This is a genomic window from Geobacillus sp. FSL K6-3411 (assembly GCF_037965715.1).
Classification (GTDB): Bacteria; Bacillota; Bacilli; order Bacillales; family Anoxybacillaceae; genus Geobacillus; species Geobacillus thermodenitrificans.
This window is the reverse complement of record NZ_CP150187.1, coordinates 1,635,522-1,655,094: the sequence shown is the minus strand read 5'-3', so window position 1 is coordinate 1,655,094 and position 19,573 is coordinate 1,635,522. Positions and strand designations below refer to the sequence as shown.

Annotated in this window: 23 protein-coding genes, 1 other RNA gene and 1 pseudogene; 8 read left to right on the top strand and 17 right to left on the bottom strand. The window is 52.9% G+C overall.

Going from position 1 to position 19,573, the window contains the following annotated elements:
* Positions 1-63: 63 nt before the first annotated feature.
* A pseudogene (locus NSQ22_RS08405) lies at positions 64-200 on the top strand (MFS transporter); the annotation flags it as partial.
* 148 nt (positions 201-348) lie between these two features.
* The gene (locus tag NSQ22_RS08400; RefSeq protein ID WP_339264489.1) at positions 349-1,641 is read left to right on the top strand and encodes a HAMP domain-containing sensor histidine kinase; all 1,293 of its coding nucleotides are present in this window, start codon (positions 349-351) and stop codon (positions 1,639-1,641) included.
* Between the two features lie 56 nt (positions 1,642-1,697).
* Here NSQ22_RS08400 and NSQ22_RS08395 read toward each other — a convergent pair whose 3' ends face one another.
* On the bottom strand, positions 1,698-1,904 hold the full coding sequence (locus NSQ22_RS08395) for a DUF6501 family protein (RefSeq protein ID WP_339264487.1): 207 nt from the start codon (positions 1,902-1,904) through the stop codon (positions 1,698-1,700).
* Here NSQ22_RS08395 and NSQ22_RS08390 point away from each other — a divergent pair.
* The gene (locus tag NSQ22_RS08390; protein WP_014195729.1) at positions 1,903-2,040 is read left to right on the top strand and encodes a hypothetical protein; all 138 of its coding nucleotides are present in this window, start codon (positions 1,903-1,905) and stop codon (positions 2,038-2,040) included. The genes NSQ22_RS08395 and NSQ22_RS08390 overlap by 2 nt on opposite strands.
* Positions 2,041-2,050: 10 nt before the next feature.
* Here NSQ22_RS08390 and NSQ22_RS08385 read toward each other — a convergent pair whose 3' ends face one another.
* The 7 genes from NSQ22_RS08385 to NSQ22_RS08355 all read right to left on the bottom strand — a co-directional run bounded on the left by NSQ22_RS08385 (position 2,051) and on the right by NSQ22_RS08355 (position 7,433).
* Entirely contained in the window at positions 2,051-2,245 is a 195-nt protein-coding gene (locus NSQ22_RS08385; protein WP_033015194.1) for an NETI motif-containing protein, read from the bottom strand.
* A gap of 89 nt (positions 2,246-2,334) precedes the next feature.
* Positions 2,335-2,484, bottom strand: a complete 150-nt coding sequence (locus tag NSQ22_RS08380) for a DUF2639 domain-containing protein (RefSeq protein ID WP_079936670.1) — start codon at positions 2,482-2,484, stop codon at positions 2,335-2,337.
* Between the two features lie 131 nt (positions 2,485-2,615).
* On the bottom strand, positions 2,616-4,328 hold the full coding sequence (locus NSQ22_RS08375) for a DHA2 family efflux MFS transporter permease subunit (protein WP_033012201.1): 1,713 nt from the start codon (positions 4,326-4,328) through the stop codon (positions 2,616-2,618).
* Between the two features lie 10 nt (positions 4,329-4,338).
* Complete coding sequence (locus NSQ22_RS08370; RefSeq protein WP_033012202.1) at positions 4,339-4,977, bottom strand: HlyD family efflux transporter periplasmic adaptor subunit; 639 nt, start codon at positions 4,975-4,977, stop codon at positions 4,339-4,341.
* A gap of 3 nt (positions 4,978-4,980) precedes the next feature.
* Positions 4,981-5,421: a MarR family transcriptional regulator gene (locus tag NSQ22_RS08365; RefSeq protein WP_033012203.1), complete on the bottom strand. Its 441-nt coding sequence runs from the start codon at positions 5,419-5,421 to the stop codon at positions 4,981-4,983.
* A 200-nt stretch (positions 5,422-5,621) separates the two neighbouring features.
* Positions 5,622-5,809, bottom strand: a non-coding RNA gene (gene ssrS / locus NSQ22_RS08360) — 6S RNA.
* 64 nt (positions 5,810-5,873) lie between these two features.
* Entirely contained in the window at positions 5,874-7,433 is a 1,560-nt protein-coding gene (locus tag NSQ22_RS08355) for an acyl-CoA carboxylase subunit beta (RefSeq protein ID WP_339264484.1), read from the bottom strand.
* A 61-nt stretch (positions 7,434-7,494) separates the two neighbouring features.
* On the opposite strand from NSQ22_RS08355, the gene NSQ22_RS08350 reads away from it, so the two are divergent.
* Entirely contained in the window at positions 7,495-7,662 is a 168-nt protein-coding gene (locus NSQ22_RS08350) for a hypothetical protein (RefSeq protein ID WP_339264482.1), read from the top strand.
* 51 nt (positions 7,663-7,713) lie between these two features.
* Here the strand turns inward: NSQ22_RS08350 and NSQ22_RS08345 are convergent, their stop codons facing one another.
* The 7 genes from NSQ22_RS08345 to NSQ22_RS08315 all read right to left on the bottom strand — a co-directional run bounded on the left by NSQ22_RS08345 (position 7,714) and on the right by NSQ22_RS08315 (position 14,786).
* Entirely contained in the window at positions 7,714-8,496 is a 783-nt protein-coding gene (locus NSQ22_RS08345; protein ID WP_008879255.1) for an enoyl-CoA hydratase, read from the bottom strand.
* A gap of 28 nt (positions 8,497-8,524) precedes the next feature.
* Positions 8,525-9,424: a hydroxymethylglutaryl-CoA lyase gene (locus NSQ22_RS08340; RefSeq protein WP_011887330.1), complete on the bottom strand. Its 900-nt coding sequence runs from the start codon at positions 9,422-9,424 to the stop codon at positions 8,525-8,527.
* Positions 9,425-9,541: 117 nt separating this feature from the next.
* The gene (locus NSQ22_RS08335) at positions 9,542-9,754 is read right to left on the bottom strand and encodes an acetyl-CoA carboxylase biotin carboxyl carrier protein subunit (protein ID WP_008879257.1); all 213 of its coding nucleotides are present in this window, start codon (positions 9,752-9,754) and stop codon (positions 9,542-9,544) included.
* A 22-nt stretch (positions 9,755-9,776) separates the two neighbouring features.
* A complete protein-coding gene (accC, locus tag NSQ22_RS08330; protein WP_339264479.1) occupies positions 9,777-11,129 on the bottom strand; it encodes an acetyl-CoA carboxylase biotin carboxylase subunit in 1,353 nt (450 codons plus the stop codon).
* Positions 11,130-11,194: 65 nt separating this feature from the next.
* Positions 11,195-12,829, bottom strand: coding sequence for an AMP-binding protein (locus tag NSQ22_RS08325; protein WP_339264477.1), 1,635 nt, complete (start codon positions 12,827-12,829; stop codon positions 11,195-11,197).
* 59 nt (positions 12,830-12,888) lie between these two features.
* A complete protein-coding gene (locus NSQ22_RS08320) occupies positions 12,889-14,031 on the bottom strand; it encodes an acyl-CoA dehydrogenase (protein WP_008879260.1) in 1,143 nt (380 codons plus the stop codon).
* A 128-nt stretch (positions 14,032-14,159) separates the two neighbouring features.
* On the bottom strand, positions 14,160-14,786 hold the full coding sequence (locus tag NSQ22_RS08315; protein ID WP_008879261.1) for a TetR/AcrR family transcriptional regulator: 627 nt from the start codon (positions 14,784-14,786) through the stop codon (positions 14,160-14,162).
* A 255-nt stretch (positions 14,787-15,041) separates the two neighbouring features.
* Between NSQ22_RS08315 and NSQ22_RS08310 the strand changes: the two genes are divergently transcribed.
* Positions 15,042-15,290: a hypothetical protein gene (locus NSQ22_RS08310; protein WP_008879262.1), complete on the top strand. Its 249-nt coding sequence runs from the start codon at positions 15,042-15,044 to the stop codon at positions 15,288-15,290.
* Positions 15,291-15,295: 5 nt separating this feature from the next.
* Complete coding sequence (locus NSQ22_RS08305) at positions 15,296-15,430, top strand: hypothetical protein (RefSeq protein WP_255350169.1); 135 nt, start codon at positions 15,296-15,298, stop codon at positions 15,428-15,430.
* Between the two features lie 49 nt (positions 15,431-15,479).
* Here the strand turns inward: NSQ22_RS08305 and NSQ22_RS08300 are convergent, their stop codons facing one another.
* Positions 15,480-16,268 carry a GNAT family N-acetyltransferase gene (locus NSQ22_RS08300; protein ID WP_339264475.1) on the bottom strand — a complete coding sequence of 263 codons (789 nt, stop codon included), beginning with the start codon at positions 16,266-16,268 and terminating at the stop codon, positions 15,480-15,482.
* Between the two features lie 142 nt (positions 16,269-16,410).
* Between NSQ22_RS08300 and NSQ22_RS08295 the strand changes: the two genes are divergently transcribed.
* A complete protein-coding gene (locus NSQ22_RS08295) occupies positions 16,411-16,668 on the top strand; it encodes a DUF6154 family protein (RefSeq protein ID WP_008879264.1) in 258 nt (85 codons plus the stop codon).
* Positions 16,669-16,904: 236 nt separating this feature from the next.
* Here NSQ22_RS08295 and ilvA read toward each other — a convergent pair whose 3' ends face one another.
* Complete coding sequence (gene ilvA / locus NSQ22_RS08290) at positions 16,905-18,113, bottom strand: threonine ammonia-lyase (protein WP_008879266.1); 1,209 nt, start codon at positions 18,111-18,113, stop codon at positions 16,905-16,907.
* 139 nt (positions 18,114-18,252) lie between these two features.
* Here ilvA and NSQ22_RS08285 point away from each other — a divergent pair, with 139 nt between their 5' ends.
* Positions 18,253-19,416, top strand: coding sequence for a tetracycline resistance MFS efflux pump (locus NSQ22_RS08285; RefSeq protein ID WP_008879267.1), 1,164 nt, complete (start codon positions 18,253-18,255; stop codon positions 19,414-19,416).
* The last annotated feature ends 157 nt before the right edge of the window (positions 19,417-19,573 follow it).

The following is a 19,573-nucleotide window of genomic DNA, read 5'->3' as shown; positions in this document are numbered from 1 at the left end:
TGGTGGCAAGGATCAAGTATAATTTAGCCATATTAAGATCTATGGTTGGAACGGGGGAGAACGATGGGGGTTCATACGGAACGAACAAGCGCCGTCAGCATGACCGTCTACCCGATTTTGTTCGCATCAGCCTCGGCCACTTTTTGAACGATGCGATGCAGGCGGTCATCCCGGCGCTCTTTCCGATTTTGCGCTCGACGGCGGCTTCGTTTACGCTCGCTGCCGCTCCTTGGCGCCTTGGCGGTTTGGCTGCTGAAAGACCGGACATAGCCAATGCATATTTTTCTTTCAATCTCTTTCCGCTATAATGAAAGGTGATGATGTCTATTCAGTTAGGAGATTTTTCGTATGGCCGGTTTATACATTAACCAGCACGTCTTGAACAACTTATTTTATATTTTGGTCACGATCTTTGCCTTTTCCTTTATTTATGACCATAGTCGAGCGATCCGGCAGCGCCCGCTCTATGGCCGGGCGCTGCTTGGGGTTTGTTTGGCGTTGGCGGCCGTGTTGTGCATGAAATTTCCGATTTACATGGATCCGCTGTGCGTCCATGATTTCCGGCAAATTCCGTTTTTGCTTGGAACATTGTATGGCGGCGGCGCAGTCGGGGCGGTGCTGTTTGTTGTCTTGATGCTGGCACGCACCGTTTTGTACGGATTTCAGCCGCTCACGTTGATCGTTTACGCCATCATGTTTGCCATAGCGGCGGCCGCTTCGCCGCTGTTTCGCAAGCTGCCGCAGTCGAGCAAGCTCGTTATGTCGCTTTGGCTGACGTTTTTGCTCGCGGTGCTGACGACATTTGTCGCCGTGATTGTTGCTGATTTTCCGGTAACGAAGCCATATATCGTGTATTTTATTATGATGCCGCCATTCGTCATGATGTTCGCTGTCTATTTGATGGAGACGCTTCATGAGGCGCAGCTCGCTCGGGCGGAGCTGATGAAGATGGAAAAAATGGAGATCGTCAGCCAGATGGCAGCGAGCATTTCCCATGAAATCCGCAACCCGTTGACGGTCGTCAAAGGGTTCATCCAGCTGATGCAAACGGGTCGGCTGCCGCGCGAAACCGAAGAGCGCTACATTCGCATCGCCTTAGAGGAACTCGAGCGGGCGGAAGCCATCATCCGCGACTATTTGACGTTTGCCAAACCAGCACCGAAAGAGACCGAACCGATCGATGTGGCCGTCGAGCTTCGCAAGGTGTTGCAAATGATCGCACCGATGGCGCATATGCATTCGGTCGATCTCTCTTCTTCCCTTGAACACGGCATCGTCATTGGGAATGTGCAATATTTCCAACAGTGTTTCCTCAATTTGTTAAAAAACAGCATCGAAGCGATGCCAAACGGCGGCACGCTTCATGTCGCGGCTGAGAACCGGGGGGCATCAGTCGTCATTACCATTTCCGACAACGGCGTTGGCATGACGAAAGAACAAGTGCGCCGCTTCGGCGAGCCATACTTCAGCACAAAAGAAAAAGGCACTGGGCTTGGTGCGATGGTCGCCGTCAAAATCATCGAACAAATGGGAGGAACGTGGACGATCGAAAGCGCCGTACAAAAAGGGACGACGTTGACGATCACGCTGCCGGCAAGTCGGGTGGGACCGCCGACGGCAGAACAAAGCGCCGTCGGCTGAACGAAAAAACGGATGCCCTGTTTTGGACATCCGTTTTTTCTTGGTGATTGGCGCGATCATTTGACTTCCTCAAAATAATCTTTGTAAAACCCGCCGACTTTTCCGCTGTTGTCAATGACAAAATAAAACTCGTCGGTTTCGTTTTTTACTTCATATACTTTGCCCGGCGTCAATACATTGCTGACCATGTACTTTTCCGCGTTCGTGTGAACGCACTTTACTTTTTTGATCGTCGGCCGGGTCGCCCATGTGGAATGAATCATGGCGTCATCTCCTTCTCTTTATATTTTTCCCCTTCTTTATTGTAGCGACCCGGACAACCGGCTGCAACGTCCCATTCGCCATTTGCCGCTATGGCCGACGCCTCAAATCGTTGGCGGCGGCGGGCAACCGTGCTAACGACCTGTTGCTACGGCTCATCGCGCACCCCCTCAAATTCGATGATGCGCCCGCACGGCTCAACCATCGTTTCGCCGTTCGTTTCCACTTCGCGGAAAATTGGCTGCTCGATGCGGCGGATGGGGCGGTAGCCTTCCTGTTTCATTCGCGCTAAACAGGCGGCGATCGTTTCCCCTTCCGCTACCGTAAACCGTTTTTTCTTCATCGCTTCCGGCGCGTTTGTCAACCATCAGGCGCGCCTCCCTCCTTTCCCCTTTAGGTTGCCCAAAAAAGAAGCCGGATGTTTCATCCGGCCTAGCGCGTTTTCTGCACATATTTTCGGTACAGCCCATACAGCTCGGCTGCTTTGTATGTCTCAATTTTTTTCCGTCCGACCGGATGGCGGGCGATGCCTGCCTTTTTCAACTCGGCAACAAGCCATCCTTTCGAGCCAAAATGCGCCATGGCGCTCCCCCCCCCTCTTTTGTCATCCGCTTGTCTTTATGATGTATATGTGTGCAAAAAGGGAGCAAGAACATTGTTGTCCATATGGCATAAAACAAAAAAAGAAGCGGCTTCTGCGCCGCTTCCTTTGTTTACGCTGATGGCGATTTATGCTTTTTTCCCTTTAAGAAAAACGCCATCATTAACGCCAATACCGTCAAGCCGGTGGCGACGAAAAAGGCGTCGTTAATCCCTTCGACAGTCGATCTCTGCTGCACGAGCCCATACAGCAGCTGCACCACCGCTTCATCGCTCGGAATCGCCTGCTTCAGCTGGCCGACAAGGCTCATGAAAAACGGATTGTTTTCCGTCATCTCATTTCGGTACATGTCCGCATGGAATTTGGCCCGGTTGGACATGATCGTCACCAAGAACGCCGTTCCGAGCGAAGCGGCCACTTGGCGGATCGTATTGGACATCGCCGTGCCGTGGCTGTACAAATGGCGCGGCAAGGCGTTCAATCCTTCCGTCATAATCGGCATTCCGAGCATCGACATGCCGAACATGCGGAAAATATAAAGCCAAATTAACTGGCTGTACGGTGTATCCATCGTCAGCTTGCTGAATTCCCACGTCGTGACCGCGGTGATGATCAAGCCGACGATCGCCAGCGCCCGCGCGCCGATGCGGTCAAACACCCAGCCGGAAATCGGCGACATGATCGCCATGACAATCGCTCCCGGTAGCAACAGCAAACCGGCATCAAGCGGCGTAAAGCCGCGCAAGTTTTGCAAATACACCGGCAGCAGCACCATCGCTGCAAACATCGCCATATTGATGACCGATCCGATGACGGTCGCCAACGTAAACACTGGGTAGCGGAACACACGGAAATTGAGCACCGGATGCTCCGAGCGGAGCGAACGCCATGTGAACATGATCAAGAACAAGACGCCGATGATAAGCGACACAACGACTTCCGTCTCGCCCCATCCTTTGCTGCCGGCTTCGCTGAAGCCATACAGAACGCCGCCAAACCCGATCGTGGAGTAGACCGCCCCTTGCACGTCCAGCACCGGATTGCCCTTGCGCGGCGTATGTTTCAGCCAGGCGGAGGCAAGCACAATGTCTACAATCGCGATCGGCAAAACGACGTAAAACAACAGCCGCCATGTATAATGTTCGACAAGCCATCCGGATAACGTCGGCCCGATCGCCGGCGCGAACATCATGGCGATTCCGACCGTCCCCATGGCCACTCCGCGGCGTTCCGGCGGGAAAATCGACAGCATAATGACCATCATCAGCTGCATGATGATGCCCGCCCCGACCGCCTGCGTCAGCCGCCCTGCGAGCATGACGGCAAAGGTTGGAGCGATCGAGCAAACAAACGCGCCGATGGCGAAAAACGACATGCCAGACAAAAACAGCCGTTTCGCTGGAAACTTCGCAATTAAAAACGGGCTGATCGGGATGAGCACCCCGTTGACGAGCATATATCCTGTCACGAGCCATTGAATCGTCGACGTTTCCACGTTGAAATCTTGCATCATATGGGGCAAGGCGACGTTGATCAACGTTTGGTTCAAGATGGCGACAAACGCGCCCAGCATGACCGTCGCCACAACTTTTCCGCGGCTGCCGATATCCCCGAGGCCGCCTTGCCCGGCTGGAGCGGCCGGGCGCCCATCCGTTTCTGCCGCTGGCTCTGCTTTCGTTTCCGCTAACGGTTGAGCGTTGGCTTCCGCCGCTTCATCCGCCGCCTTCCCTGCAGCTGAAGCCGGTTTGCGGCGGCGCAGCGCGATGTTGACCGCCGCCAAAACCAAAACGGCAAACACAATATAACCAATGACAAATGTTGTCATGTCCCATCACCTACTTATGGATGCGGACGGTGACGTTCATGCCCGGCACAAGTCCGGCTCCGCTGTAATTGTCAATGGAAATCGTGACCGGAATCACTTGGGTCACTTTCGTGTAGTTGCCGGTCGCATTGGAGCTCGGCAGCAGGCTGAACGTATTCGCTGTCGCATTGCCAATCTTTTCGACTTTGCCGCTGAATTTGCGGTCCGGATACGCATCGACATAAATATCGACGTCTTGCCCGACTTTCACGTCTTCAATATCGGTCTCTTCAATGTTCGCCGTCACCCACAAATCGTTCAAATCAAACCCTCGGGCAAGCGGCGTCCCCGCGGCGACAAACGAGTCTTTGACCGCGTTTTGCTGCACGATGGTCATCCGATGAGGCACTGTCACCGGCACCGTCGTTTTGCCGTCAAACACCTCACCGATTTCTTCCCCGGCTGAGAACGTTTTTCCCGTGTCGCCCCGCCAGGATGTCAGTTTTCCGGACAACGGCGCCGCAACCGAGATGACCTGGCCGTCGATGCGGGCGTTGTCTGTTTTAATGTAATTCGTCGCTTCGTTCACATAGTAGTAAGCGGCAAAGCCGCCGCCGACAAGCAAAATGAGCACAATGATGTTCAGCGCCACCAATCGTTTCACGTTCACTGTCTATTCCTCCCCGAGTAAAATCGCTTTAATTTTTTCATGAAGATGCAAAAACTGTTCAATCTCCTCTGGAGAGACGAGTTCTTGAATGCGGCGAAGCCGCCGGCGCAGCACCGACTGCTCGCCAAACGCTTCCGACACTGTCTCTTTTCCTTTTTCCGTCAAACTCAAAATGACCGCGCGCCGATCTTGCTTCGACGGCTCGCGGACAACAAGGCCGGCGCCGACGAGCCGATCGACCGTGCCGCTGACGTTGCTGTTGCTTAAATTTAATTTTTCCGCCAAGTCATTCAGGCGAATATGTTCTTTTTTCAACAGCGTATACAAGACGATCAGCTGCACCTCCGTCACTCCGACGCGAGCCGCGTCCTCGCGGATGAGGCGGTAAAGCACCTTTTGCGTCCGGAAGACGGCGTACATGATGTCCCGGCTGATTCCTTCCATTCATCCCCCCTCCTTGCTTCATCTTTCTTGTTGGAATAGTTTCAATGCGAATTATTTCTGCACGAAATATGATTATAACATGAAAACGAGGAAAATCAACTATATTGTTTCATTGTCTTGGCAAAAACATACGCAACAAAAAGAGTCCGACTGGATGTTTGGCATCCAATCGGACTCTTTTGCCCGCTTCTCATTCATGAATCCGCGCCGCGGTTGCCGTCGGCTGAATGCAGTTTCTCAACCACGCTCCACCAGGTGGGTGTTCGCAGAAGCGTTCCTGTCGTCCCCGCAGACGAATAAGGGGCATGACATTCCCGCTTCAATGTAGAACTCCCTTTTGATTGCCATCGGTTGAAACTTCATTCTACAACGCACAACGCAGCAACGGATTGGTGATTATTATCATACACAATCTTTCTTCGTTTGACAAGGGGGACGTTTATCCAGTTTTTTCAAACCGGATACACCCCGTGTTTCCGCTCGGAAAAGACCATATATTTGGACATATACGCGGCAAACCGCCGGATGAGTTCGTCGCGCAAGTCGTTCGGCGCGACGATGCCATCAACGACCAATTCAGAAGCGAGCCGGTAGATATCGATGTCGCGCCGGTATTCCTCGCGTTTTTGTTCGACAAACGCCGGCCGCTCTTCCGGCGGCAGCTCGGCGATTTTGTTCGCATAAACGGCGTTGACGGCCGCCTCCGGCCCCATGACGGCGATTTGCGCGTTCGGAAACGCGAGGCAGCAGTCCGGTTCAAACGCCGGGCCGGCCATGGCATACAACCCGGCGCCGTACGCTTTGCGGACGATGACCGAGATCTTCGGTACGGTGGCTTCCGCCATGGCGGCGATCATTTTCGCCCCATGGCGGATGATGCCGGCCCGCTCGACCTTCGTGCCGATCATAAAGCCAGGGACGTCGGCCAAAAACAGAAGCGGGATATGGAACGCGTCGCAAAGCGTGATGAATTTCGCCGCTTTATCAGCCGAATCGTGGAACAAGACACCGCCTTTGACGCGCGGCTGGTTGGCGATGATGCCGATCGGCTGGCCGTTAAGGCGCGCCAGTCCCGTAATGATTTCCGGCGCAAACAGTTTTTTGATTTCGCAAAACGATCCTTCGTCAATGATTCGCTCAATCAAATCATACATGTTGAACGGCGCATTTTGGTTTTCCGGCAAAATGTCTTCGATCGTTTTGTCGAACGATTTCGGCGGCTTCGCCTCGACCACCGGCGGTTTTTCGCCGTAATGGGACGGAAAATATGACAAATAACGGCGCGCATAGGCAATCGCTTCTTCTTCGGTTTTCACGAGCACGTCGCCGCAGCCGGAGACGGTGCAATGCATGCGAGCGCCGCCCATCTCTTCGAGCGTGACTTTTTCCCCAATCACCATTTCCGCCATGCGCGGCGAGCCCAAGTACATCGAGGCGTTGCCCTCGACCATGATGACGATGTCGCAAAACGCCGGAATATAAGCGCCGCCGGCTGCTGACGGGCCAAACAACAGGCACACTTGCGGCACTTTGCCGGACAGCTTCACCTCATTGTAAAAAATGCGCCCTGCCCCGCGCCGGCCGGGAAACATTTCGAGTTGGTCCGTAATGCGGGCGCCGGCCGAGTCCACCAAATAAATGATCGGGCAGCGCAGTTTTTCCGCTGTCTCTTGAATGCGGATGATTTTTTCGACCGTGCGCGCTCCCCATGAGCCGGCTTTGACCGTCGAATCGTTCGCCATCACGCAGACGGTGCGGCCGTTGATTTTGCCGATCCCGGTCACCACCCCGTCAGCCGGCAGGCCATCCGCCAAACAGTTGGCAAACAATCCGTCTTCCACTTCTAAGCCATCGTCAAGCAACAAATTCAACCGATCGCGCACAAACAGCTTTCCTTGGGCAGCGTTCTTTTCATGATATTTCGGCGCTCCACCTTTTTTAATGTCAGCTGCCCGTTTCGCTAGCTCCTCAGCCAGCGTGACTCGTTGATTAGCTATTTCCTTCATCCCCATGTTGTCGCCTCCTTGCTTCGTTCATTCCGCTGTTTTCTCAGGCGGTACTTTTATCCATCGAATGTCATCGCCAATACGTCCAACAGCATTGCACACCGCGGCCGGCTACTTTGAGGCAGCGCTTTGGCGGCATATTTCACAATGTGCCGCACCGCAAAGCAGCCGCTTTGACGCCGCGCTTGGCCGCGTCGGTTTCCCCCTTGGCATTGAAGCGCTTACGGCCATTTGAACCTATGCCTGTAGCGTTCCCCGGGCTTTCAGCCGGCCGCGTCGAAGCGTCTTATTCCCCTTTGTATACCGGTTTCCGTCTCTCTTTAAACGCCTGCAAGCCTTCGAGTCGGTCTTTTGTCGGGATCGTCGCCTCATAGGCGAGCTGCTCAATCGCCAATCCGGTCTCCAAGTCAACGTTAAACACGCTTTGCACCGCCCGTTTCGCTTGGCGGACGGCAATTGGTGCATTATCGGCGATTTGCCGAGCCAATTCAAGCGCCCGCTCCATTAGTTCGGCGCGTGGTACAGCGTATTCCACGAGGCCGATTCGCTCCGCCTCCTTGGCCGTGATCCGTTTCGCGGCAAAAATCAACTCTTTCGCCTTTCCGATGCCGACAAGACGCGGCAACCGTTGCGTGCCGCCCGCGCCTGGAATGATGCCAAGTGACGTTTCTGTCAATCCGAGTTGGATGTCATCAGCAGCGTAACGAATGTCGCATGCTAAAGCGAGCTCGAGCCCGCCGCCAAACGCCGAGCCGTTTAGGGCGGCGATAACCGGCTGCGGCACTTTCTCGACCTCATTGATTGTTTTGCTGATCAAGGCGACCGCCTGCCGCACTTCCGTTTCATTCATTCCCGCCCGCTCCTTCAAGTCGGCGCCGGCGCAAAACACTTTTTCTCCCGCCCCGGTCAAAATGACGACACGCACGTCTTTTTGAAACTTAATCTCTTGCAACAAGTTGCCAAGCTCTAGGAGAAGCGCTCTTGAAAGCGCATTGGCCGCCTCGGGGCGGTTTAACGTCACAATACCAATGCCGTTTTCCTGCATGTCAAACGATACGAACGTTCCCACTTTCCTCTTCCTCCCAAAATGAATTTGCTTATGATGAAATCGTTTGTAAATAGCGGCTTGGGAGCGGACGACCAATTTTGTCGCGAATAAACAAGGCTGCTTTCGTCAGTTGCTCCACATCAATGCCGGTTTCAACCCCCATGCCATGCAGCATGTACACTAAATCATCGGTGGCAACGTTTCCTGATGCCCCGGGGGCATACGGGCAACCGCCAAGACCGCCAAGAGAGCTGTCAAACGTTGTGATTCCCATCTCCATCGAGACTAAAATATTGGCGAGCGCCGTCCCCCTCGTGTCGTGAAAATGCATGGCGATCTGCTCAGCCGGAAAACGGCGGAGCACCTCGGCAAGCACGTCTTCGACTTGTTTTGGCGTCGCCACACCGATCGTATCGCCTAACGACAGCTCATCGACCCCCATCGCAAACAACCGGTCAGCGACCATGAGCACTTGATCGACAGCAACCGTCCCTTCGTACGGACAGCCAAACACTGTCGAAACATAGCCGCGCACCGTTTTTCTTTCTTGCTTCGCCGCTTTCACGACACCTTCCAACACCGGAAACGTAGCAGCGATTGTTTTGTTAATGTTTTTTTGGTTATGCGTCTCGCTTGCTGACATGAAGACGCCGACTTCATCCACCCCGACACGAAGCGCCCGTTCTAATCCTTTTTCATTCGGAACGAGCGCAGCATACGTGACGCCGTCTTTGCGGCGGATGCCGGCTGCGACTTCGGCGGCATCGGCAAGCTGCGGAATCCATTTTGGATGGACAAATGACGTCACTTCAATATACGACAACCCGGTTTCCGATAATAAATTGATCCAAGCAATTTTGTCAGCCGTGGCGACCGGTGATGCTTCGTTTTGCAGACCGTCGCGCGGGCCGACTTCCTTAATCGTCACCTTCGTCGGCCATCGCCCCATGTCCGCTCCCCCCTTTTCGTTTTATCCCCGTCCCTCAGGTACTTTTTGTTCCTTTCGCCACGTCTGATGGCGAGTCTGAACTTCATTGTTGGTAGAACGGTTCACGCGCATGTTTTCCTACTCAATCTCGACAAGCACGTCGCCCTCGTTGACGAAATCCCCTTCTTGCACATGAATGCTCTTCACCGTGCCGGATGTCTCAGCGGCGACCGGGATTTCCATTTTCATAGATTCCAAAATGACGACATCTTGTCCTTCTTCAACACGGTCACCGACGGCGACAACAATTTTCCATACACTTCCGGCCATTGTGGCAGTGACTTTGTTCATCGTTTCTTCCTCCGTTTCTGCTTCATTTTGTTTTAGTTGGCTGCCAATAGTTCGAAAGAAAATCGGTCGTCGTTTCCCCAGCATGGAACGCCGGGTGGGACAACACCGCCTCAAGCAGCGGGATGTTCGTTTTAATGCCTTCGACGCGATAATCCCGAAGCGCTTCGAGCAAGCGTTCAATCGCCGATGTTCGATCCGAACCTTTGGCGATCATTTTGGCGATCATCGGGTCGTAAAACGGCGTAACGGTGATGCCGCTTTGAACCGCCGTTTCATGACGAATCCCTTCACCTTGAGGAACGGAAAAGGCGGCAATGCGGCCAGGCGACGGGTAAAACGTGTTCGGGTCTTCCGCATAAATTCGCACTTCAATGGCGTGTCCATCGCGGCGAATGTCTTCCTGCTTATACCGAAGCGGCTCGCCGGCAGCGATGCGCAGTTGCTCTTCGACGATGTCAATGCCGGTGATTTCCTCGGTCACCGGATGTTCGACTTGGAGACGAGTATTCATCTCGAGAAAATAAAAGTTTTTTTGTTCATCAACCAAAAACTCGATTGTACCGGCGTTCGCATAACCGATATAACGTGCTGCCTGGACGGCGGCTTCGCCCATTTTCCGCCGCGTTTCTTCATCCAAAAACGGCGATGGCGCTTCCTCAACCACTTTTTGATGGCGGCGCTGGATCGAGCATTCGCGTTCCCATAAGTAGACGCAGTTGCCGTGCCCATCGGCGAGCAGCTGAATTTCAATATGGCGCGGGCGTTCAATATATTTTTCGATATACATCGTCCCGTCGCCGAAAAACGAAGCAGCTCGTTTTTGACTGCCTTCAAACGCTTGGCGCAGGTCGGCTTCATCGCGAGCGATGTGCATGCCAATACCGCCGCCGCCTGATGATGCCTTCAGCATGACTGGGTAACCGATGGAAGCTGCGGCTGCAGCCGCTTCATCGGGGCTGTCTAATGCAAAGGAAACGCCTGGGACGATCGGAACGCCAGCTTTTTCCATCGTCTGGCGTGCTTCGATTTTGCTGCCCATCGCAGCAATGACGTCCGCCTTCGGGCCGATAAAGACAATCCCTTCTTCCTCACAGCGACGGGCAAACGCTGGGTTTTCCGAGAGCAGTCCGTAACCGGGATGAATCGCTTCCGCTTTCGCCGCTTTGGCGACTTCGATGATTTTTTCGATATTTAAGTAGCTTTCCGCTACGCGCGGCTTGCCGATCAAATACGCTTCATCAGCGAGCTGAACATGGAGCGAATCCGCATCCGCTTCCGAGTAGACAGCAACCGTTTGGATGCCGAGCTTTTGGCATGTGCGAATGATGCGGGCGGCGATTTCGCCACGGTTGGCAATCAACACTTTCGCAAACATCCTCTCACCCTTTCACAAAAAGTGGGCTGCCGGCGCCGGACGGTTCGCCCGCCCGGCGCGGCGGTTTAAGTCGTCAAGCCGAGGCGCTGTTTCGCCATTTCTCGCAGCTTAAACTTTTGAATTTTCCCAGACGCCGTCATCGGATAGGAATCGGTAAACTCGATATAGCGCGGGATTTTGTGGCGGGAAATGTTGCCGCGGCAAAACTCGCGAATTTCCTCAGCGGTCGCCGTTTCACCGTCCTTTAAGATGATCCACGCCATCACTTCTTCCCCATACCTTTCATCGGGCACCCCGACCACTTGGACGTCCAAAATTTTCGGGTGTTTGTATAAGAATTCTTCGATCTCGCGCGGGTAAATGTTTTCGCCGCCGCGGATGATCATATCTTTCAGCCGGCCGGTAATGCGGCAGTAACCGTTTTCATCCATCGTCGCCAAATCGCCGGTATGCAGCCAACCGTCTTCGTCAATTGCTTCATTGGTCGCTTCCGGATTGTTGTAATATCCTTTCATCACATGGTAACCGCGCGTGCATAACTCGCCTTGCACGCCCCGCGGCACTTCGTTGCACGTGCCGGGCTCAACGATTTTCACTTCTACACCCGGCAGCGCGCGGCCGACCGTTTCGACGCGCAGCTCAATCGGGTCATCAGTGCGCGTCTGGGTAATCACCGGGGACGATTCCGTCTGCCCGTAAGCGATCGTAATATCGGTCATACCCATTTTGTTGATGACTGCTTTCATCACTTCGACTGGGCAAGGAGAACCAGCCATAATGCCCGTGCGCAGCGATGACAAATCGTATTGATCAAAATCCGGGTCATTCAGTTCAGCGATAAACATCGTCGGCACGCCGTGCAGCGCCGTGCACCGCTCCGCCGCAACCGTCTCGAGCACCCGCTTTGGATGGAACTCCACCACTGGCACCATCGTCGCTCCAACGGTGACGCACGCGAGGGTGCTCATGACGCAGCCAAAGCAATGGAAAAACGGCACCGGGATACAAAGACGGTCGCCTTCGCCAAGTTTCATACATTGCGCTACTTGGTGGGCATTATTGACGATGTTATAATGCGACAACATGACCCCTTTCGGGAATCCGGTCGTTCCAGATGTGTACTGCATGTTGATCGCATCGTGCGGGTCGAGGCTCTCTAACCGTTCACCGAGTTCTTCTTCCGTCACCTCATGCGCCATCGCCAAGATGTCGTTCCATGTGAACATGCCCGGATAACGCTTATCGCCGAGCAAAACGACGTTTTTCAGCTTCGGCAGCCGCTTGGACTGGAGCTTCCCCGGTTCGGCAGTACGCAACTCTGGAACAATGCTGTACAAAATGTCGATATACGAAGAATCGCGGTATTGTTCGATCAAAAAGAGCGTCGTCGAATCGGACTGCTTAAGCAAATACTCAAGTTCTGCCGCTTGATAGTTCGTATTGACCGTAACAAGTACCGCCCCCATTTTCCCCGTCGCGAACTGGCAGGCGATCCATTCTGGAACGTTTGTCGCCCAAATAGCGACATGTTCCCCTTTTTCAATGCCAAGCCGCATCAAACCGCGCGCCACAAGGCGGCAATAGTCATTAAACTGCCGGTACGTCAGGCGCAGATTGCGATCGGCATACACGACCGCTTCACGATCCGGGTATTGCCTGGCACGCTCCTCTAACAATTTCCCCACAGTCACCGTTAACATCGACCGTCTCCTCCCCTTTGTCCGAATTCACTGTTATGGATATGCGCATATTTCCGCTTTTAGCATCCGAGCTGGCGGGCGATGACGAGACGTTGGATTTCCGATGTGCCTTCGCCGATTTCCATGAGCTTAATATCTCGCAAGTGGCGTTCGACGCCGTATTCTTTCATATAGCCGTAGCCACCATGAATTTGAATCGCCTGGTTGCAGACGCGAAACCCCATTTCCGACGCGAACAGCTTGGCAAATGACGCTTCTTTTGTGAACGGTTTCCCCTGGTCTTTCAGCCAGGCTGCTTTGTACACCATATTGCGGGCAAGCTCGATTTCCATCGCCATATCCGCGAGCTTAAATTGGATCGCTTGGAACTTGGAAATCGATTGCCCAAATTGAACGCGCTCTTTCGCATATTGAAGCGCTTTCTCAAACGCTGCTTGTGCAATACCGACAGCTAAAGCGGCGATCGATATGCGCCCGCCATCAAGCGTGTACAAAAACTGCTTAAACCCTTTTTGCGGGTCGCCTAACACGTTTTCTTTCGGCACACGGACGTTCTCAAAAACGAGTTCGCACGTATTGGAAGCGCGGACACCCATTTTGTCATAATTTGAACGGATCGTAAATCCTGGGGAGTCGGTTGGTACGATGAGAGCGGTGATGATGTTTTTGCCGCGCGCATCTTTGCCCGTGACCGCAGTGACGATCACTTGCCGCGCGTATTGGGCGTTTGTAATCCAGCATTTTTCGCCATTGATGACATACTCATCGCCGTCAAGCACCGCAGTTGTGCGCGTGCCGCCGGCGTCCGACCCGGCGTTCGGCTCCGTGAGGCCGAAAGCGCCAAGCGTTTCTCCCTTTGCCATTGGCACAAGCCACGTTTGTTTTTGCTCTTCTGATCCGAAGTAATAAATCGGGCTCGCTCCGAGCGAAACGGCAGCCGCATAACTTAGCCCCGTGCCACCGCAGGCGCGGCCGATTTCTTCGACGGCAATGGCGTACGAAATCGTATCGCCCCCGGCGCCGCCATACGATTCCGGAAACGGAAGGCCCAACAGCCCCAACTCGCCCATTTTGCGGAACACTTCACGCGGAAAATACGCCTCTTCATCCCATTTCGCCGCGTATGGCGCAATTTCCTTCTCCGCAAAGTCGCGAACCATTTCTTTAATCATTTGTTGTTCTTTCGTCAGCGAAAAATCCATATTCTCCCTCTCCCCCATTTGAAGAATAACTATATAAAAACCGACTAGTCGGTTTTTAATCACGTTGAAAATGAGTTGCTTTGTCCAGCAACCAAGACCGACTAGTTGGTCTGGAAACAATAAGCGGCTTATTCGACGATCGGCCGCAACAAAAACTGTGCCGCCGCCGGATGCTCCGGGTCACGAAGCACCGCATGCAAAATGAAATCGGCAAAATAGCTCGCAATCTCTTCAATTGACAGCGGTCCGTCCGGATTGTACCATTTGTACGTCCAGTTCACCATGCCGATGATCGACATGCCAGCGATCTCCACCGACAGTTCCGGACGAAACTCGCCTGCCTCAATCCCCTCACGGATGACACGAAAAATAATTTGTTTAAATTCTTCTCGCTTCTTATTGATCAGCTCGGCATATTCCGGTTTTAAGTACGTGCTTTCCTGATAAAAGACGGTAATATGCGGCTTATATAAATGAAACACTTTGACAAACGATTGAACGATGGCGTACAAGCGCTCGGTCGGCGTCGAGCAGCTTTCATACGCTTCCCGTGCTTTTGTAAGCGCATACGTGATAAAGACGTCATGAATATGGTAAAGCAACTCGTCTTTCGATTTAAAATTATGGTAAAAACCACCTTTTGATGTGTCACTTTCCGCCACGATACGGTCGACCGTTACACCGTGGTAGCCATATTTCTCAAATAAATGAAGAGCGGTGTCAATAATGCGATCTCTGAGTGGTTTATCGGCCATAACAGTCTCCTTCACATCGATCGTAAAACATTTCTAAAAAGATAAAATATTCTTCCTGTTTATTAAGATATTCGACAGTTGTAGCTGTTGTCAATAAAAATTGTTCCGCCGACTGAAAAAATGGGAGGCGTCTTTCGCCGCATGACATCCGGAACGATCGCTCGAACCATGTTTCCTAACGGCACGAACCGAAACAAATGTCTCATACATAATCACGACTGTTTTTCCAAAAGATAAAAACGGAGGTGGCTTCTGTTGGAACCGATGTTATGCCCAAATTGCAAAACAAACCGGACGCGGTTTCACCTTATCGAGCAGCAACCGCGGGCGGTCAAGCTCGACCCCCATACCGGTGACATTGAACAAGAGTACACAAATGAAGCGCTCGAACCGTTTCATCTCCCGTACCGCGGTCCAAGCTACCGCGTCCAATGCGGAGTCTGCGGATTGATTGAAGATGCGGACATGTTCATTCAGCGCGCCAAATCTTCTCCACTGGGGTGATCAACATGGCAAACCAAAAACAAACACCATCCTCAATCGTTGACCAAAAACAGCTTGTCAACGACAAGACAAAAGCGATGCGGGAGCACGGCGACCAACACATTCGCCGAGTCACGCCTAACGGCGCAGACGGACAATAACCGCCAGCTTGCTTTTGCACACAAGCAAGCTGGCGGGGCTTCCGCCTTTCTAGCGGTACATCGCCCACAGTCCGATATCCCGAAAGCCAAGACGATGGTAAATGCGCCCGGCGTCTGGGTTGTCGTAAAACAAGCATGGCATCTTTCCTTCGGCGAGCAAATCGTAAACGAGCTTCGCCACAATGGCGCTCGCGTACCCTTTTCCTCGATGTTCCGGATCGGTGCAGACGCCGACGATCATCGCCGACAGCGAATTTTCCGCCGTTGTCGATGCCGCCGCCACCATCTTGCCATCTTGTTCAATATAATACGTTCTCGCTGAATTCGTTTCCATCCCCTTCACCAGCATGGCGCGCGCCGTCGGTCTCGTGTCAAATTCAGGAATGCGGCGCCGCAAGTCAACAATCCGATCAACATCGGCCAATCCAGCTTTCTTGATGGAGAACGCCCCTATTTGTTGACGGGCATATTCGTCCGTCCGGCACTCACAAAAGTAAAGCGTCCGCTTCGTCCCAAGCGCCAGCCGTCCTTCAAACTGCCTGGCAATTTCCTCTTTGCCGGACAGCTCGATCGTCAATGTGCGGGCTGTCTCACCGATAAGGCGGGCAAAACCATCAGCATCAAAATCGCCGGGCGCGTATGAAATATAAGAATCATAATAACGAAGCAACACCGCTTTCAGCGAACCGGCATCGTCAAATTGCCCCCAAACGTCTTGGAAATCAGCGTCATAGCCAAACGACTCGATGTCGCCAATGATAAATAAGTTGAACGACGGATCTTGCTGCAAAAATGAAAATAGTTGTTGGTGGTCTTCGGCCGTTAACCGACGAATCATAGCACTCCCCCGCTTTTCGAATGATATTTTTTCCATTATACTATAGTGTATATCCGCTGCCAATGGCGGAATATGAGGGAATGGTTAGTTTCGGCTGACCGTGAAGAAAGGAGGAAGGCCGCTCTCTGTCTGCGAGACGGTCATGCAGATGAAGTTTATTGACGATCTGTACGAATATTACAAAGACCGGCTGACCGGGGATGAAGAAGACGCTGAAGCGGTGGCGATGTCGATTTTGGATGAACTCAACCGCCGCGATGTGCTCAAGCTGATCGGTGAGATGACCGATGAAGAGCTGCTCGGCATGTTTGGCTTGTACTTGTTCGAAAGCTTGAAAGCGAAAATGGCTCGTGAAGGCCTCGGCGCCACACGACCGCAAGAAGGGCCGCGCATCCATTGACAAAAACGGCTGTCCCCGCCAGACAAAGCCGTCTGCACTGGGGACAGCCACATTTTACGAGCAAAGACCGGGTCGTTATCATGCAAAGATCTCTGACGGAATGACGAACCCCGCGAATTGTACGGAACGTGCCCGGTCATCAGCCCACAGCGAATAAGTCTCCCACTTTCACCCCGCTTAGAAACCGGAGCGCTTCTTTTGAAATAAAGAATAAAGAAAAAACGTTTTCGAGCCACCTACCGATAAAACTGTACATCATATCCTTCTTTCAATAACACTTGGTAAATTTGCTGGATATGATCCTCATTTTTCGTCTCAAGCGAAAAGTGGATTTCCGCCTGGCCTGGCAACACTTTGGCACCGATGCGTTGATGGTGGATCGACATCACATTTGCTTCTAGTTCGGCGATAATGCGAAGCAGCTTGTTCAATTGGCCCGGCTTATCGGAAATGATCGTCGTAAACGTCACAAACCGACCGGCCTCGACAAGACCGCGCTCGATGATGCGGGAAATCAATGTCACGTCGACGTTGCCGCCGCTTAAAATGGCGGCGACTTTTTTATCACGAAACGGCAACTTTTGGTACAAAAGCGCCGCCAGCGGACAAGCCGCCGACCCTTCGACGAGCAATTTGTTCCGTTCAAGCAAATAAAGCATCGTCCGTGAAATTTCCGCCTCTTCAACGCAAACGATTCCATCGACGTACTGCTCAATATATTGGTACGTAATATTGCCTGGCTTTTTCACGGCGATGCCATCGGCGATCGTATCCGATGCAGCGATGGCGACCGGCTGTTTATGGCGGAGGGCTGCGGTCATTCCAGGGCAGGCTGACGATTCGACGCCGTACACCTCGACAGACGGTTTCAGCTGTTTTAATGTAAACGCTAACCCCGCGAGCAAGCCGCCGCCACCGACCGGGCAAAGGACGACGTCCACATCAGGAAGCTGCTCAACCAACTCCAAGCCGATCGTTCCTTGGCCGGCCATGACGGCCAAATCGTCGAACGGATGTACAAACGTCATCCCCCGCTCGCGCTGCAGTTCGAGCGCATACTCGAGCGACTCATCAAACACATCGCCGTGCAAAACGACTTCCGCTCCATAGTTTTTCGTCGCTTCTATTTTGCTCAGCGGCGCACCTTTTGGCATAACGATCGTGCACGGAATATGAAGCATGCCGCTTGCATAGGCGACCCCCTGAGCATGGTTGCCGGCGGAGGCGGCGATGACGCCGCGCGACCGCTCTTCATCGGTCAACGACATAATTTTATTGAATGACCCTCTTACTTTAAATGAGCCCGTTTTTTGCAAGTTTTCGAGTTTCATATATACATTATTGCCGGACAACCGGCTGAACGTTTGCGAATGCTCAAGTGGTGTTTCATGAACAATGCCTTTCATTTTCAACCGCGCTTGCTCAATGTCTGTCAACGTCAACATCACTAAACCACCCTTTCTGATCAGGCAACCGGTTCTTTTTCACCCGGCTTTATTATATACAAAACGTTTCATCGCCGACAAATATTGCTTTTTCCTCGGCGGATGACGTACGATAATAGGGTGAAGGAGGGGAAGATTTATGCGGCGACGCCCGCTGTTGCTTTTATGGATGGTCATGTTTTTGGTCATGTCAGGGTTTGGCATCATTATTCCGGTATTGCCGTTTCTTGCTGAAGAAGTGGGAGCTACTCCACTTGAGCTCGGGCTGTTAATGGCGGTTTATTCGTTAATGCAGCTGTTGTTTTCCCCGGTGTGGGGACAGCTGTCCGACCGCTATGGCCGTAAGCCGGTGTTGCTCATCGGCATCACCGGGCTGTCGTTATCGTTTTTTCTTTTTTCTGTAGCTGAGACGCTCATCATGCTGTTTGTCGCCCGTTTTCTTGGTGGGGCACTGTCAGCGGCAGCGATGCCGACGGTAATGGCATATGCCGCCGACGTCACGCCGCCAGATGAACGGGGAAAAGCGATGGGAGCGATCGGTGCAGCAACCGGGCTCGGCTTTATTTGCGGGCCAGCCATCGGAGGAATGTTTTCGCAAACGAGCTTGCATCTGCCGTTCGCCATCGCAGGAGCACTATCAGCGGCGACAGCGCTGTTCGTATGGCTCGCTTTGCCAGAACCTTCGCGCCTGTCAACGACCGCTAAATCGGAAGGCCAGCGGTCGCTGAGAGAAATGATACAAAGCCCGCTTCTTTATTTATATTTGCTGCAATGGACGGCGACGCTCGCCCTCGCCGGACTTGAGGCAACGTTCGCTTACTTCGCCGATCGCCGCGCCGGTCTTGATTCCGTTCAACTCGGGTATATTTTTATGATCATGGGAATCGCCAGCGCCCTCGTTCAAGGAGGACTCCTTGGACGGCTGATTAAACGGTTCGGTGAAGGACGTGTCTTACAGGGCGGTCTTGCCGTCTCGGCTCTTGGATTTGCAGCTATTTTGCTCGTACAAGACTTTTGGACGGCTGCTCTTTTTCTATCCATCTTCGGCATCGGAAACGGCGTCATCCGCCCTTGCGTCTCATCGCTCATTACGAAACAGGCAGCCGGTCGGCAAGGAAGTGCTGCCGGACTATTGTCATCGTTTGACTCGCTCGGCCGCATCATCGGCCCGATTGTCGGCGGTGGCTTGTTCAGCTATATGGCAGGGCTCCCTTACTTGCTCGGCATCGTTCTTTGCGTTGTCGGCGCAGGATTGTACGGGTTGTTTGCCGCCCGCAACGAAGTGGGGCGCTTGTCTTCTTAATCCGCTACGGCGGATTTTTTATTGGTTATTTAGCACATAGTTTTATAAAAATATAAAGTAATTACTGAACAGTCGTCATAGACACATGTTTTTCTAAAGATAAATGAATTTGCTTGAGAATAGGAAAACATAGGCGGATTTGCTAATATGAAAGAAA